Annotated in this window: 17 protein-coding genes; 3 read left to right on the top strand and 14 right to left on the bottom strand. The window is 73.2% G+C overall.

The features are described 5' to 3' along the window. On the bottom strand, positions 1 to 1,393 hold a 1,393-nt coding region (asnB, locus tag GTW67_RS07695; protein WP_161164054.1), incomplete at its 3' end, for an asparagine synthase (glutamine-hydrolyzing). Between the two features lie 354 nt (positions 1,394 to 1,747). Between asnB and GTW67_RS07700 the strand changes: the two genes are divergently transcribed. Beyond that, positions 1,748 to 2,284, top strand: coding sequence for a hypothetical protein (locus tag GTW67_RS07700; protein WP_161164055.1), 537 nt, complete (start codon positions 1,748 to 1,750; stop codon positions 2,282 to 2,284). A gap of 69 nt (positions 2,285 to 2,353) precedes the next feature. On the opposite strand, the gene GTW67_RS07705 is transcribed toward GTW67_RS07700, so the two are convergent. From GTW67_RS07705 to GTW67_RS07720, 4 genes are all read right to left on the bottom strand, one after another. Next, positions 2,354 to 2,542 carry a hypothetical protein gene (locus GTW67_RS07705; protein WP_161164056.1) on the bottom strand — a complete coding sequence of 63 codons (189 nt, stop codon included), beginning with the start codon at positions 2,540 to 2,542 and terminating at the stop codon, positions 2,354 to 2,356. Positions 2,543 to 2,593: 51 nt separating this feature from the next. Then, entirely contained in the window at positions 2,594 to 4,327 is a 1,734-nt protein-coding gene (locus GTW67_RS07710) for a SpoIIE family protein phosphatase (protein WP_161164057.1), read from the bottom strand. Positions 4,328 to 4,624: 297 nt separating this feature from the next. Beyond that, on the bottom strand, positions 4,625 to 5,164 hold the full coding sequence (locus GTW67_RS07715; protein ID WP_161164058.1) for an EF-hand domain-containing protein: 540 nt from the start codon (positions 5,162 to 5,164) through the stop codon (positions 4,625 to 4,627). 241 nt (positions 5,165 to 5,405) lie between these two features. Further along, positions 5,406 to 6,281, bottom strand: a complete 876-nt coding sequence (locus GTW67_RS07720; RefSeq protein WP_161164059.1) for a PhzF family phenazine biosynthesis isomerase — start codon at positions 6,279 to 6,281, stop codon at positions 5,406 to 5,408. A gap of 85 nt (positions 6,282 to 6,366) precedes the next feature. Between GTW67_RS07720 and GTW67_RS07725 the strand changes: the two genes are divergently transcribed. Then, positions 6,367 to 7,287: a LysR family transcriptional regulator gene (locus tag GTW67_RS07725; RefSeq protein ID WP_161164060.1), complete on the top strand. Its 921-nt coding sequence runs from the start codon at positions 6,367 to 6,369 to the stop codon at positions 7,285 to 7,287. An 84-nt stretch (positions 7,288 to 7,371) separates the two neighbouring features. Here the strand turns inward: GTW67_RS07725 and ykgO are convergent, their stop codons facing one another. From ykgO to GTW67_RS07760, 7 genes are all read right to left on the bottom strand, one after another. Beyond that, positions 7,372 to 7,494: a type B 50S ribosomal protein L36 gene (ykgO, locus tag GTW67_RS07730; RefSeq protein ID WP_064731309.1), complete on the bottom strand. Its 123-nt coding sequence runs from the start codon at positions 7,492 to 7,494 to the stop codon at positions 7,372 to 7,374. An 85-nt stretch (positions 7,495 to 7,579) separates the two neighbouring features. Then, positions 7,580 to 7,744 (bottom strand): 50S ribosomal protein L33, encoded by a 165-nt coding sequence (rpmG, locus tag GTW67_RS07735; RefSeq protein ID WP_161164061.1) that lies wholly within the window; start codon positions 7,742 to 7,744, stop codon positions 7,580 to 7,582. A 263-nt stretch (positions 7,745 to 8,007) separates the two neighbouring features. Continuing rightward, a complete protein-coding gene (locus GTW67_RS07740) occupies positions 8,008 to 8,820 on the bottom strand; it encodes a GvpL/GvpF family gas vesicle protein (protein WP_161164062.1) in 813 nt (270 codons plus the stop codon). Beyond that, positions 8,817 to 9,131, bottom strand: a complete 315-nt coding sequence (gene gvpK, locus GTW67_RS07745; RefSeq protein ID WP_161164063.1) for a gas vesicle protein K — start codon at positions 9,129 to 9,131, stop codon at positions 8,817 to 8,819. The genes GTW67_RS07740 and gvpK overlap by 4 nt, the downstream gene beginning before the upstream one ends. 52 nt (positions 9,132 to 9,183) lie before the next feature. Further along, positions 9,184 to 10,116, bottom strand: a complete 933-nt coding sequence (gene gvpJ / locus GTW67_RS07750; RefSeq protein WP_346010593.1) for a gas vesicle protein — start codon at positions 10,114 to 10,116, stop codon at positions 9,184 to 9,186. Continuing rightward, entirely contained in the window at positions 10,106 to 10,684 is a 579-nt protein-coding gene (gene gvpJ / locus GTW67_RS38125) for a gas vesicle protein (RefSeq protein ID WP_272920472.1), read from the bottom strand. Before gvpJ (GTW67_RS38125) ends, gvpJ (GTW67_RS07750) begins: the two co-directional genes overlap by 11 nt. Before the next feature lie 105 nt (positions 10,685 to 10,789). Then, positions 10,790 to 11,326 (bottom strand): hypothetical protein, encoded by a 537-nt coding sequence (locus GTW67_RS07760; RefSeq protein WP_161164064.1) that lies wholly within the window; start codon positions 11,324 to 11,326, stop codon positions 10,790 to 10,792. Between the two features lie 163 nt (positions 11,327 to 11,489). On the opposite strand from GTW67_RS07760, the gene GTW67_RS07765 reads away from it, so the two are divergent. Next, the gene (locus GTW67_RS07765; protein ID WP_161164065.1) at positions 11,490 to 12,068 is read left to right on the top strand and encodes a dihydrofolate reductase family protein; all 579 of its coding nucleotides are present in this window, start codon (positions 11,490 to 11,492) and stop codon (positions 12,066 to 12,068) included. A 24-nt stretch (positions 12,069 to 12,092) separates the two neighbouring features. Here the strand turns inward: GTW67_RS07765 and GTW67_RS07770 are convergent, their stop codons facing one another. After that, a complete protein-coding gene (locus GTW67_RS07770; protein ID WP_161164066.1) occupies positions 12,093 to 12,998 on the bottom strand; it encodes a class I SAM-dependent methyltransferase in 906 nt (301 codons plus the stop codon). Between the two features lie 77 nt (positions 12,999 to 13,075). After that, a partial coding sequence (locus GTW67_RS07775) for a zinc-binding dehydrogenase (RefSeq protein ID WP_161164067.1) occupies positions 13,076 to 13,559 on the bottom strand: 484 nt, incomplete at its 5' end.

Consider the following 13,559-nt stretch of genomic DNA (forward strand, 5'->3'; position numbering starts at 1 on the left):
TGTGCAGGTGGCAGATCCGCCGCATCCGGTACTCGAAGTCGCTCTCCCCGTCCAGGCGCCGGACGCCGGCGACGGCGTCGCGGTAGCCGTCGGCCACGTACCCGGGCAGGTCCAGCTTCGCCGCCACATCGGGGCGCAGCACGTCCGTGTCCTCCCCCATGTGGCGGCTCATCGACACCAGCCAGGGGAAGGTGTCGGCGCGGCGTGCCTCCTCGTCGAAGAACTGGAGGTAGCCGCCGAAGACCTCGTCGGCGGACTCGCCGGACAGGGCCACGGTGGAGTGGTCGCGGATCGCCCGGAAGAGCAGGTACAGGGAGGCGTCCATGTCGCCGAACCCGGCCGGCAGGTCGCGGGCGCGGACGACCTTGGCGCGGATCTCGGGGTCGGCGAGGGCCTGGGCGTCGAGCACGATGTCCTGGTGGTCGGTGCCCGAGGCGCGGGCGACGTCGTGCACGAAGGGGGTGTCGGGGGTGCCGCGGAGTTCGTCGGCGACGAAGTTCTCGGTCTGGCCCGCGAAGTCCACGGCGAAGCTGCGTACCTTCTCGCCGTGTTCGCCGAGCTGCCGGGCGGCGAGCGCGGTCATCGCGGAGGAGTCGAGTCCGCCGGAGAGCAGGGTGCAGCGGGGCACGTCGGCGACGAGCTGGCGGCGCACGATGTCGTCGAGGAGCGAGCGGACGTGTGCGACCGTGGCGTCCCGGTCGTCGGTGTGCGGGCGGGTCTCCAGGTCCCAGTAGCGGCGCCGGTGCACACCCGAGCGGTCGACCGTGACGACGGTACCGGGCTCGACCTCGCGGATGCCGTCCCAGACGGCGTGACCGGGTGTCTTGATCATGGTGAAGAGTTCCCGCAGCCCGTCGAGCCGGACCCGGGGGCGGGCCAGTGGATGGGCGAGGACGGCCTTGGGCTCGGAGCCGAACAGCACACCGTCCGCGGTCGGGTGGTAGTAGAACGGCTTGATGCCCATGCGGTCGCGGACCATGACGAGCTTGTTCTCGCGGCCGTCCCAGAGCGCGAACGCGTACATGCCGTTGAGGCGCTCGGGGAGGGCGTCACCCCATTCGAGGTAGCCGCGCAGCACGGCCTCGGTGTCGGAGTCGGTGGTGAAGCGGTGGCCGCGGTCCGCGAGTTCGCGGCGGAGTTCGGTGAAGTTGTAGGTCTCTCCCGAGTAGACGAGGGCGACCGTGCCGTGGGGGGTGTCGGCGCTCATCGGCTGCCGGCCGCCGGGCAGGTCGATGATGGCGAGCCTGCGGTGGCCGAGCGCGGCGGGTCCCTGCGCCCAGACGCCGCGGTCGTCCGGTCCGCGGCAGGCCATCGTCTCGGTCATCGCGTCCAACGCCGCCGTCTCGGTGCCGAGATCGCGGTCGAAGGAGACCCAGCCGGTGATTCCGCACATACGCCGCCTCCTGCGTCCGGCCCGCCGGACGATCCGGAGCGGCCAGTCCGTTTTGCGGCTGCGAGCGGATCGACGGCGAGCAAGTTGTAGTTGCCATCTATATTTCGAGCGTGCGTCACAGGAGCAGGCGGGGTCAACGCGGCCGTAACGGGGAGGACACACAGCACCCCTGGTTTTCGGCCATCCTTTGCGTTCGCGATACCTTCTGTCGCCGCCAGATCAGGCGTCCGCCGCGCGGAATCGGCCACACGCAAAGTCTTCTTCAACGACCGGCGGGCGGCGACCTGGACCATGCGGTTGCCAGCTTCGGTAACAAAGGTTCACATGACCGCTTGCGGAAACTATGGTTGTCGCATGACCTCGCCCCAGATCACACCCGAAGAACGCGCCCAGCTCGACAAGGCCCTCTACGACGCCCTGAATCCGCTCGCGTCGGCTCTGCGCTCCAGGACGTCAGGACTGCCCGAGGAGCGCATGTGGGAGGGGGAGCCGGTAGAGGTGGCCCTCTCCGTGCTGACCGCCTGGAAGGCGGTGGACGCGGAGGTGAAGAGGTTGACGGCCGTCGCGGCGGGAACCGCCGGGTCCTACGGCGCCAGTTACGAGCAGTTGGGTGCGGCCTGGGGCATCACCCGTCAGGGTGCCCGCAAGAAGTGGCCGGAAGCCGTCAGCCGTCCCGCACCCGCGTCGGCACAGCCCGGTGCCCCGCTCGAACTGTGCGGCGGAGTGGCCGAGTTGACGCAGGACCCCTCCTCCGGCGGCTGGAGGTGGGCCGGCGAGGCCGCCGACGGCACGCACGGCACGGCCGACGCCGGCACCTGGTACACGACCAAGGAAGAAGCCGCGGCTCACGCGGGGGCCTTCCTGAGGGGGCATGCCGGCGTCCGGCCCTAGGGACCACAGCCGAACCGGGGGCCGGCCCCCGGACGCGTAGGTGGAACTCGCGCGCCGCGACCACGGGAGCTACTGACTGCGCGCGTCGCGCTCCTCGAAGTCCCGGCGGACCGCCGCGCCCTGGTCCTCCGTCAGCCCCGCGTCGTCCGGGAGCTCCAGGGCGGTGCCGCAGTGCTCGCACAGTGGTCCGTCGCCGGCGGGCGTGCCGCATGCCTTGCAGAAGCGGTTGCGGCCGTGGTCCTCGGGTGTCGTCGTCATCGTCTCTTCCGTACGTCGGGACAGGACGGCAGGCGGGTTCCCGGAAGGCCGTCACCCATGTCCGGCAGGAGCCCTGCCGGGTGTGCGCAGGGCCAGGAGGGCGACGTCGTCGAGGCCGGGCGGCTGGACGCGGTGCAGGAGCTGGTCGGCGAAGGACGGCAGGGGCCGGTGGGCGAGCGCGGCGGCGTGCTGGCGCAGCCGGTCCAGGCCCTCGTCGAGGGTGTGTCCTGGTGCTTCGATGAGGCCGTCGGTGTACAGCAGCAGCGTGCACCCCGGGGGCAGCAGGATCGTGGCGTCCGGACGGGAGGCGCCGATACCGGTGCCGAGCAGGAGGCTGTGCCCGTCGGAGAGGTAGTCGGTCAGGCCCTCGCGGGTGACGAGCAGGGGCGGGGGGTGACCCGCGTTGGTCCAGGACAGCCGCCAGAGCCCGTTGTCCGTCCTCGTGATGCGGGCGAAGACGAGCGTGGCCATGGAGACGTCGGTGATGGGCATGATCGCCTCGTCCAGGCGTTCCACGATGCGGCTGGGCGGCTCCTGCTGCGACCAGGCGTAGGCACGGAGCATGTTGCGCAACTGGGCCATCCCGGCCGCGGCCTCCAGGTCGTGGCCCACGACGTCCCCGACGGCCAGCGCGGTCGCGCCGTCGGACAGGGAGAAGGCGTCGTACCAGTCCCCGCCGACCTTGGAGGCGTCGGGGGCGGGCAGGTAGCGGACGGCCATCTGCAACCCGGGGACGCGCGGCATCTGGGGCAGCAGGTGCTTCTGCATGGTCTCGGCGACGGCGCGCTGGCGCTGGTAGAGGCGGGCGTTGTCCAGCGCGACGCCGGCGCGGCGGGCGATGTCCTCGATCAGGGGCAGGTCGGGGGTGGAGAACTCACCGGGTGTGTCGGCCCGGCCCAGGGTGAGGGCGCCCAGGACCTCCCGGGTTCCCCGGATGGGGACGATGGCGGCGGAGCGGATGCCGGTGGCGTCGAACATACGGCGCTGTTCCACGGCGATGCCGGAGTCCGGGGTGCCCTGATAGGTGTCGGGTGCGGCCAGGGCGGAGGCGACGCCGCGCAGGGCGCGGGAGAGGGGCATCGGTGACTCCTCGGGCACCGGCGGCATCGGCCCCTCGAGATCGCCGCGGTGGACCAGGCGGTCCCCGTCGACATGGACCACGGCGGTGCGCCACACCTCTTCGTGCTCGGTGATCAGGTCGATGACGGCCCAGTCCGCGAGCCGGGGCAGGATCAGGGCCACCAGTCTGCGCAGCGCCTCGTCGACGTTGAGGGTGGAGGTCAGCTGGGTGGTGGTCTCGGCCAGCAGCGCCAGTCGTTCGAGTTCGCTCAGGGGCTCCGCGGACCGCTCCGGGGGCGGTTCGGCGGCCTGTGCCTGCTCGTGGGGATGGAAGATGACGAGGGTGTGGGTGTCGTGGCCGTGGACGGAGTAGGGCGTGATGAGCCAGGAGACGGACAGGACGGAGCCGTCGGCGCGGGCGAGGTGGTCGAGCTCGGCCTGTGCCGGGCGTCCGGCGTGGAACGCCTGCCGCATCCCGCACTGAGTGGCCGGCAGCCGCTGCCCCTGAGGTCCCCGGTGCAGCAGGTCGTGGGCGTCCTGGCCGGCCATGTCCTCGGCGCGGCGGCCCAGCAGCTTCTCGGCGCGGCTGTTGACGGTGAGGATGTGGCCCTGTGCGTCGACCACGTACGCTCCCGCGCCGATGACCTCCAGGGCCTCGGTGAGCTGTGGGCTGGGCACGTCCCGGTGCTGGTGCCGGCCGGTCTCCGTGTCCCTCGCGCCTGCCATGTCCGGGCCTCCTCGTCACCGTGCGCCGCCTCGGTCCCCCTCGTGCTCATGATGGTCCTGCTGAGCCTGCTTCTTCATATGCCCCGCGGCGGCACAGAAGTCTCACGTCCACCGCGGTCTCACGTCCACCGCGGACCGGCCGTGCGCGTTCCCCCCGGACCGGCCGTGCGCCCTCGGCCCGTGGTCCCCGCGGAGCGGACGCCGCACAGCGCCCCGGCCCGTGCGCGCGGGGCGGTGGCACGGGCCGGGGGCGGGGCGGTCACCGGTGCGGCGGCCTCCTGGACAGCTCCGCGGCCGTCACCGGGTGTTGGCCGGGACCAGGTGGTCACCGGCGATGCCGGACTTCTCGGGCCGGTAGTAGTCCCTGATCGCGTCCGCCCAGGTGGACACCCGGACCCGGTCCTCCCTGTCCGGGCCGAAGGCCTGGAAGAGCGCCTCGATGTTGGGCCGTGCGAAGCCGATGGCGAGCATCAGCGCGACGAACTCGGGGCGGGCGACGAAGCCGTCGCCGTCCGGGTCGCCCATCTCGGCGAGCGCTTCGGCGAACTCGTCCACGGTGGCGTCGAACCGCTGCGGGTTGAGGACGACGGAGGTGAACTCCTCGGGGCTGATCCGGCCGTCGCCGTTGGCGTCCAGCTCGGTCAGGAGCGTCTCGCCGTAGCGGTGGAAGGCACCGGTGAGCCTGTTCTTCCTGGCGTCGTCCGCGGCCGGTACGGCGGCCACGACACGCTCGCTCATCAGGGAGAAGTCGGCGGGCTCCAGGTACCCGTTCCCGTCGGCGTCGAAGAGGGAGAAGACCAGCTCGACCCGGTCGGTCGCCTCGGTGGTGGGCATCATCGTGCATCCCTGCCTTCGCTGTGGAACGTCGGTCGGCCACCGGGGGTGATCCCCGGCGGCCGACCCACTCTCCCGGCGTACCGGCCCGCTCCGGGAGGAAAGCGCGTCACTCGCACACGAAAGTGGGGAATCTGCTCTTCCGTGCATGAAGCAGGCCCTGGCCGGTCAGCACGGAGGATCCGAGCACCGGAGGAGCCGGAGGACCTGCCTCGGACCGCCGCCACGCCGCCGACGGGCTCCGTCATCCGGTGATCGGTACGGCGTGGCCGGTGACGTGGACGCGTGCGCCGTGCGGGTCCGTTCGTACGGTGAGCTCGCTGGGCCGGCCCATGTCCTCCCCCTGCCGGACGGTGACCACGCCGGACGCGGGCAGGGCGCCGAGCGTGCGCAGGTAGCCGCCGAACGCGGCCGCGGCCGCTCCGGTCGCCGGGTCCTCCACGACGCCGCCCACCGGGAACGGGTCCCGCGCGTGGTAACGCTGCTCGTCCTCGCGCCAGACCAGGTGCACCGTCGTCCAGCCGTGCTCGCGCATGACGGCGGCGAGCGCGTCGAAGTCGTAGTCGAGGTCGGCCAGCCGGGCCCGGGAGCCGGCGGCGAGGATCAGGTGGTCGTTGCCGCCGAAGGCGACGTGCGGCGGCAGCTCGGGGTCGAGGTCGGCGCTGTCCCAGCGCAGGGCCGACAGCGTCGCGTCCACCTCGTCGGCCCGCGCCGGCCGAGACCGGGTCGGCACGCTGGTGAGCGTCGCCCGCACCGCGCCGTCGGCGTCCGTCGCCGTGGTCACCAGGATCTCGCCGGCCGGGGTGTCGAAGGCCAGGTCACCGGCGCCCAGGCGTTCGGCGAGCGCCACCGCCGTCGCCACGGTGGCGTGGCCGCAGAAGGCGACCTCGGCGAGCGGGCTGAAGTACCGGAGGGTGAACCGGCGCCGCTCCTCGTCGTGGGAGGTGACGAACGCCGTCTCCGAGTAGCCGACCTCGGCGGCGATCTCGCCCATGCGGTCCGGGCCGAGCAGCGCGGCGTCGAGGACGACACCGGCCGGGTTGCCCCCGTCGGGGCGGGAGGTGAAGGCCGCGTAGCGCAGCACGTCGACGACAGGCGAGGAAGTGGTCATGGCCCTCATGATTCCGCTCCGAGCCCATGAAATCCAACGATGGTGTCTCATCGCCGCCATCGAGAAATCCGATGGCACGGCATAGGGTGCGGTGATGGACACCCGGCTGCTCCAGACCTTCGCCACGCTCGCCCGCACGGGCAGCTTCACCGGCGCCGCCGCCGAACTGCGGCTCTCGCAGTCCACGGTCACCGTGCAGATCAAGTCGCTGGAGAAGGCGCTCGGCGCCCGGCTCTTCGACCGCATGCCGCGCGGCGCGCTGCTCACCGAGGCGGGACGCCGCCTCGTCCCGCTGGCCGAGGACGTCCTGGACGCCGAGTCGCGCCTGCTCACCGCGGCCGACGGCGAGGGACCGGTCACCGGCACCGTGACGGTGGGGGCGGGCGAGACCCTGTGCTCGGCCCACCTCCCCCAGGTGATCGCCGCACTGCGCGGCTCGCATCCGCGGATCCAGGTGCACCTGGAGGCCTGCGGCACGGCCGGCGCGGTGGAGGGGCTGCGGGCGGGCGTGCTCGACTGCGCGCTGCTGCTGGAGGACGAGGTCGACCATCCGGACGTCGTCGCGGAGCGTCTGACCGGCCAGCCCCTGGTGCTGCTGGCCGCACCCCACCACCCGCTGGCCGGGCGTGAGGCCCCGGTGACCTGGCCGGAGCTGGCCGAGGCGGACTTCTTCCTGCACGAGCAGGGCTGCTCCTACAGCGACCGGCTCGCCGGCCGTCTGCGGGCCGTCTCCGGGGCCCTGCCCCGCCTGACCCGGTTCGGCAGCATCGAGGCGGCCCGTTCCTGCGTCGCGGCCGGGCTGGGGCTGACCGTCCTGCCCCTGGCCAACGCGGCGCCCTCGCTCCGCGACGGCACGCTCGCCGCCGTGCCGGGCCCCGCCCTTCCGGACGTCTCCGTCCTCCTCGCCCGCCATCGGCGCCGTGGGCCCACCGCCGCCACCGACACCGTCACCGCACAGCTGCGGCAGCACTTCGCCGCCGTGCGACGGACGGCGACGCGAACGGGGGAGACGTGAGGCCGGCTGATGCCCGACCCCACGCGGACGGCCCGGCACCGCGGGTGTGCGGTGCCGGGCCGTCGGGTCCGACGTGATGCCTCGTCAGCCCTGGCGGGCCTTGAAACGCGGGTCCTTCTTGTTGATCACGTAGGTGACTCCACGCCGGCGCACCACCTGGGCGCCGGGCCTGGCCTTCAGCGAGCGCAGCGACTTGCGTACCTTCATCGCGGTGTTCCTCCGGGGATCGGGCGGGACCCGCCGTCAGCGGCGGGCCGGGGCGGCGGTTCTCGACGTCGACGACCGCCGTGGGTCAGCGCGCCTCGCGGAAGAGGACGTGGCCGCCGGCGACCGGGTCGTACTTGCGCAGGACCAGGCGGTCGGGGTCGTTCAGACGGTTCTTGCGGGTCACGTAGGTGACGCCGGTGCCGGCCGTGGAGGTGAGCCGGACGACCGGGCGCGTGGTGCTGCGTGCCATGGGGTGCTCCTTCCGCCCGAGTCGATTGACTCGGACATGTCATACGTACGGTGCAACGCCCGCGACGGGTACGGCATTCCCGACGAAGGGTGACGTGGAGGGCGGTCGCCTGCGCGGCGGGTTGCTCTGCGGGGCTTCAGCCGGACGATCGTCCCCGCAGGCGAGAGGTGAGGCCCGGGGACACTGTCCCCTCCACGGTCACGGTTGCCACAACACGGCCGCCCGCCCCGGCATTCCCGGCCCCTCGGAAGGGCCCGCCGGTGTCAGTGCGCCGCGTGCCGCTCCGCCGGTTCCTGGGGCCGGGTCTCGGTGAACGAGTACGGCGGCCAGGGGCCGAGGAAGCGGATGCGCAGCGCCGGCTGACCGGCCTGGGCGTCGCTCAGGACGGTGCCGACGGCGTCGATGTCCTCGTGCCGGACGAGCAGAGCCGCGGACAGGACGTCCGTCTCGCCGGGGGCGCGGTGGGCCGGCCCACGGTCGCGGAGGTCCTCGGCGACCGCCAGCAGGCGACGCCGGATGCCGGCGTGCAGCGTGTCCGCGAGCTGCCCGGCCGTGTTCTTCTCGCTCTGCTCGCGCTGCTTGGCGAGCAGCCTCCGCATGCCGGGCGACCGGGCGTCGTCCTGCGCCTCCCCCGGGCTCACGGCCGGGCCGTCCGCCGTGGCGGTCGCGCGGTCGAGGGTGACCTCCACGCGGAGTTCGCACCGGCCGGTAAGCGCCCTCAACTGGCCGGTGATGTCGTCCTCCTGTTCCCCGACCCACTCCCCCAGCCGCTGCTCGGCGCTCCGCCCGGACGCGGCGTCGGCGGCGACCAGGACGTTGAAGGTCATCGGCAGCAGGCTGCCGACGCGTTCCCAGACCGTGGTGACCGCCTCGCTCTGCTCGGCCACCCATCGCCGCACCTGGTCGTCGTCGCCCTGGAAGGGGGCGGGCGTGGCGTCGTGCACCAGCGCGGCGATCCCGGTGCCGGGGACCGCCGCGAGTCGCAGCGGGCGCCCGTCGAGTCCGGTGACGCCGTCGGCGGCGCCCTGCCGTTCGGGGAGCAGGGCGTACACGTACAGCGCGGTGTGCTCCGTCATCGTCCGGCCTCCTCCGCCCAGCGCTGGGGGTTGATCAGCTTGTCCACGACGTCGTCGACCACGTCGTCCAGCCCCCGGTGCAGGTCCGCGACCGAGGAGACGATGCCGTGGTCCTCCTTGATCTGTTCCATGGCCTCGTCCAGGTCCAGCAGGGCCTCGGCGAGGCGTTCGGCCTCCTCCGGGTCGAGGTCGCCGCCGTCGATGCGGCGCATGGCCTGGCGGTCCAGGGCCTCCTGGATCACCTCGACCAGCGTCACGACGAGGGACAGCACCCCGTGCTTGAGGCTCTTCTCGTCGACGGTCAACGGCATGTCGTCTTCCCCTCTGTCCGCTGCTCTGCTGCTCGATGCCTGCTCGTCCCGCTCACGCGGTGACCGCCGCAGGGCTGGTGGACGCGAGCCGCCGGGCCCAGCCGTCCGGGTCGTCCGCGGCGAGCCGGATCTCCTCGCCCGCGGTGGTGCGCAGCACGAGGACACTTCCCTCACCACCGGGCCCGTACCCGGGCGCCCGCCGCACGCCGGCCAGCTCCGTCGTGGACAGCACCAGGGCGGGCCGGGCGTCCACGGGTGACTTCCAGGTCAGCCGGCCGGCAGTGAGCCGTGCCCGTCCGCCGCGCCACAACGGGCCTGACCTGCGCGGCTCCTCGTACCACAGGTGTCCCTCCGCGAGGGGCGGCTCCTCCTCGGTCGCGGTCCCGGACGGGAGGGCGGGCGCGAGGCGGCCGGCGAGGGAGCGGGTGAGCAGGCCGTGCAGTGCCTCCGGCTCCCTGGCGGAGAGCAGTTCCCGCCGTCCGTCGGCCAGTGACACCTCCAGGCGCAGGCGTTCCTCGCCGCCGACCGTCCGCTCCGGCTTCAGCCGCACGTCGCGTACGGCGTCGAGGCCGGTCTGCCAGAGCACCTCCCGGGGCTCCTCGCGCAGGACGACGAGGCGCTGGTCGGTGAGGTAGACGGTGCCGGGCCGCCAGCCGTGGTACACGCCCTCGGTCAGCAGGTGGCCCCCGCTCATCCGCCGGACGACGCTCTCGTCCTCGCGCAGGCCGAGGGCGCGGCGGGCGACGGAGCGCTCGGCCCAGGCGCGGGTGGCCTCGTCCCAGTGGCGCATCATGCCGTACTCCAGCATCGTCTCCATCCCGGCGACGGCCGCCCGCACGGAGACGCCGATGAGGGGGATGTCCGCGACGGCGACGATGAGGTCCAGGTGCAGGACGGCGCCCTTGTTGAGCAGGACCTCCACCAGGTCGTCCAGGGTCACTCTCGGTTCCCGGGTGGGGCGCATCGGGGCCGGTTCAGTCGCCACGCCGTCCGGCCTTCCCTTCGGCGGGCTCCCGGTCGCGGGCCTCGTCGTCCTCGCCGAGCCCGTCCTCGCCGTGCCGGTCCCCGCCGGTGTCCTGTCGTTCCGTCAGTGCGGCCGGCTCGGAGCCGCCGCGCAACTGGGCCTGGGCGCTGCGCCAGCCGCACCAGGGGCACCACTCGTTCAGCAACTGCTCGACGGGCACGCGCTTGCCGCACGCCGGGCAGGTCTCCTTCTCCTCGCGGGTGTCGCGCCACGCGGCGGTCTCGGTGTCGGTGCCGGAAGGGAACTCCAGGCCGTAGCGGGCGGCCGTCTCGAAGGAGGCGAGGGCCGCGCGGAGCCGGATACCCAGCAGCTCGACGCCCGCGACCGAGACCATGATGTCGGCGTTCAGCACCAGGCCCTTGTCCAGCAGGGTCTCCACCACGTGCGCGAGGCTTCCCTCGCCGTCCCGCCGGGGCTGCATGGGGGCCGCGCCCACCGCCGGCACCGTGCGGGCCGACGGCTCGCGTCCAGGGGCGGCCGCGGGGAACCCGCCCTCGCTCGGAGTGGTCCTTCCGGGGAAGCTGCTCATTCCAGCCGCCTTGCCGGTCTTTTGCCATTCATTCACCGCGGGGTGCCGTCTCCGGCGATCTCCCGGCAGGCGCGGACCGGTGAGGCACGGCAGCCGAGGGCCGCGCTACTCGATCAGCGCGTCCGCGGCGATGACCACGAGCCCGATCAACATGTCCACGACCCCCGCCCGGCAGGAGGACAGCCAGCCGAGCCCCGCGGTGCGGGCCGCCGAGAAGCCCAGGCAGAACAGGGCGACGGTGTTGAGCAGCAGCGCCACGTCGACGGCCGTGTCCTCCGTCCACCACTCGGCGACCGCGCCCAGCAGGAGGAGCACGGTGGGCAGCACCGAGGCGAGCAGGGGCCACTCGGCGAGCACCGCCCGCGTCCTGCTCGGCCTGCCCGTCCCCTCGGCGGACGCCCGCTGGGCGATGACGTGCGCGTACCCGTGGGCGGCGGCCGACGCGCCCGCGGTGAGCAGCACCCACAGCGCGTCCTGACCGGGATCGGCGTGCTCCCCCGGCACATCCAGCGCGGCCACCAGGGCGCTGGCCAGCACCAGGCCGTAGATGCCCCGGAACAGCCAGCGTTCCGCCAGCGCGGGCCGCAGGCTCCCCCTCGGTACGGCGCCGCCGGGCGGTACGTGATGGGCGTGGTCGGGCATCGCATCGCCTCGGTGCGGGAGGGGAACTGGGTCACCCCATGCTCACCCGCACGCCGTCGGCGGCCACGGCGCCACGCGGGCCGGGACCGCTCACCGGACGCGATGACTTTCCGGCCCGGCACCGGTCACAACCCGTACGCACGCACACAGGAGGGACGGTCCGATGTCAGGCCTCATGGTGGACTTCATCATCTCGCTCGACGGCTACGCGTCCGCGGACGGCTGGCCCGGTCTCTGGGGCATGGGAGGACCCGAGTACCTCGCGTGGCTCGACACCGACGACCACAAGCGGCACACCAGCCTCATGGGCGCCACGACCTACCGGCTGATGTCCCGGTTCGCCGCCGAGATGCCCGACGATCCCGGCTTCGCCGGGCTGACCGCGATGCCGAAGGTGGTGTTCTCCCGGACTCTGGAGGCGCCGCTGTCGTGGGGCAGCACCGAGCTGGTCCGGGAGGACGCCGTAGCGGCCGTACGGGACATGAAGCAGCGCGACGCGGGCCCCCTGCGTACCCTCGGCAGCCTCAGCCTGTCCCGGTCGCTGCTCACCGCCGGTCTGGTCGACCGGTTCCGTGTGGTCGTCTTCCCGGTCATCACCGGCGCCACCGGCAAGGAGCGGATCTTCGACGCGTATCCCGACGTCGCTCTCGACCTGGTCGACAGCCGCACCTTCGACGGCCGGCTCCAGCTGCTGGAGTACGTCCCCACCGTCCTCGACGGGCCGCCGGGGGCCGGTGACTAGAGCCCGCGGACCGGGACCGGTCGGCTACCGCGCCGGCCGCGGCTTCTCGCCGAACACCCAGCGGTTGCCCGCCAGCGCGTCGTTCTCCTCGGGCAGGGGGCCGCGTCCGTGCCGGTCGGTGAACTCGAAGGGCGTGTGGACCGAGGTGGACCAGCCGCCGTCCGCCAGACGGGCCGCGGAGTCGGGCCGTTCCTCCAGGCTGAACAGGTCGAGCAGATCGATGCCGATCTGCTCACGCGTCGACGTGTAGAGGGGGCTGTCGCGGTACTCCAGCAGGTCCTTCTCCAGCTTCACCTCGTACGCCAGCGCGCTGCCCCCCGCGCTCAGCCGGTCCACCGTGTCGATCAGGCCGGTCTCGGCGGCGCTGGGCAGATAGAACAGCAGCCCCTCGGCCAGCCAGGCGGTGGGGACCGCCGGGTCGAAGCCGGCCGCCCGCAGCGCTCCGGCCCAGTCGGCGCGCAGGTCGGCCGCGACCGGTACGCGCGTCGCCGTCGGCTCGGCCGACAACGCGCCGAGCACCTCGTGCTTGAACGCGAGGACGCCGTCCCTGTCGATCTCGAAGACCACGCAGCCAGAGGGCCAGTCGAGCCGGAACGCCCGGGTGTCGAGCCCCGCGCCGAGCAGCACCACCTGGCGGGCGCCGCCGGTCCGGACCGACCGGAGCAGGAAGTCGTCGAGGACGCGGGTCCTGAGACCGAAGTAGCGGGCGAAGCGCCCCCACAGCGGGTCGGCGTCCCCGCCCGGGGCCTGGTCCGGGCGGACCGGCCAGCACGCGGACGCGGGGGCGGAGCGTACGAAGTGCTCCGCGTAGATGTCCTGGGCGAGGCTGTCGTGGCGGTAGGTCTCGATCGCCCGTGCCGCGGCGACCAGGAGGGCGGTCACGCCGACCCCTCCCTCCACGCCGGTGCCGCGCGGTGCCGTGTCGACCATGCGTTCTCCCTGGTTCGGATGGGGCCGGCGTCCCTGGGGACGGCGGCTCGCGTGGGTGCTGTCGCGGAACGTGTCGGTCACCGCTCCCGTCCGCCCGGGATCAGGACGGGCTTGACGACGCGACCCGTCTCGCAGTCGCGTTCGGCCTCGTTGATGCCGGCGAGCGGATAGGTGCGGATCAGCTGGTCGAAGGGGAACAGGCCGGCCTGCCAGAGCGCGGTCAGGCGCGGGATCAGCAGTGCGGGGACCGCGTCGCCCTCGCAGATGTGGGAGATCCGGCGTCCGCGGTCCAGCGTTCCCGGTTCGAGCGGCAGCGCGGTGTGCAGACGTGCCACGAGGCCGAGGTGCCCGGTCGGGTTCAGCGAGCGGAGAGCGTCGTTGATCAGTGCGGGTGATCCCGTGGTGTCCAGCGCGTACATCACTCCGCCGCCGGTCAGCCGCCGGATCCGGTCGGGCAGGCCGGCCGGTGCGGCGGGGAGCGGGAGGGCGTGGAGCCGCTCGGCGAGGGCGAGCCGCCCCGGGTGCCGGTCGACGGCCACGGTCACCGCTCCGGCGGCGTGA

The organism is Streptomyces sp. SID5910 (genome assembly GCF_009862125.1).
Taxonomy (GTDB): domain Bacteria; phylum Actinomycetota; class Actinomycetes; order Streptomycetales; family Streptomycetaceae; genus Streptomyces.

Excerpts from the sequence above, each read along its gene's own strand:
- GTW67_RS07770 (WP_161164066.1), bottom strand. The coding sequence starts at position 12,998 with ATGGTCGACACGGCACCGCGCGGCACCGGCGTGGAGGGAGGGGTCGGC.
- gvpK (WP_161164063.1), bottom strand. The coding sequence starts at position 9,131 with ATGCCGTTGACCGTCGACGAGAAGAGCCTCAAGCACGGGGTGCTGTCC.
- rpmG (WP_161164061.1), bottom strand. The coding sequence starts at position 7,744 with ATGGCACGCAGCACCACGCGCCCGGTCGTCCGGCTCACCTCCACGGCC.
- GTW67_RS07740 (WP_161164062.1), bottom strand. The coding sequence starts at position 8,820 with ATGACGGAGCACACCGCGCTGTACGTGTACGCCCTGCTCCCCGAACGG.
- GTW67_RS07760 (WP_161164064.1), bottom strand. The coding sequence starts at position 11,326 with ATGCCCGACCACGCCCATCACGTACCGCCCGGCGGCGCCGTACCGAGG.
- GTW67_RS07725 (WP_161164060.1), top strand. The coding sequence starts at position 6,367 with ATGGACACCCGGCTGCTCCAGACCTTCGCCACGCTCGCCCGCACGGGC.
- GTW67_RS07705 (WP_161164056.1), bottom strand. The coding sequence starts at position 2,542 with ATGACGACGACACCCGAGGACCACGGCCGCAACCGCTTCTGCAAGGCA.
- GTW67_RS07710 (WP_161164057.1), bottom strand. The coding sequence starts at position 4,327 with ATGGCAGGCGCGAGGGACACGGAGACCGGCCGGCACCAGCACCGGGAC.
- GTW67_RS07715 (WP_161164058.1), bottom strand. The coding sequence starts at position 5,164 with ATGATGCCCACCACCGAGGCGACCGACCGGGTCGAGCTGGTCTTCTCC.
- gvpJ (WP_272920472.1), bottom strand. The coding sequence starts at position 10,684 with ATGAGCAGCTTCCCCGGAAGGACCACTCCGAGCGAGGGCGGGTTCCCC.
- GTW67_RS07700 (WP_161164055.1), top strand. The coding sequence starts at position 1,748 with ATGACCTCGCCCCAGATCACACCCGAAGAACGCGCCCAGCTCGACAAG.
- GTW67_RS07765 (WP_161164065.1), top strand. The coding sequence starts at position 11,490 with ATGTCAGGCCTCATGGTGGACTTCATCATCTCGCTCGACGGCTACGCG.
- GTW67_RS07720 (WP_161164059.1), bottom strand. The coding sequence starts at position 6,281 with ATGAGGGCCATGACCACTTCCTCGCCTGTCGTCGACGTGCTGCGCTAC.
- ykgO (WP_064731309.1), bottom strand. The coding sequence starts at position 7,494 with ATGAAGGTACGCAAGTCGCTGCGCTCGCTGAAGGCCAGGCCCGGCGCC.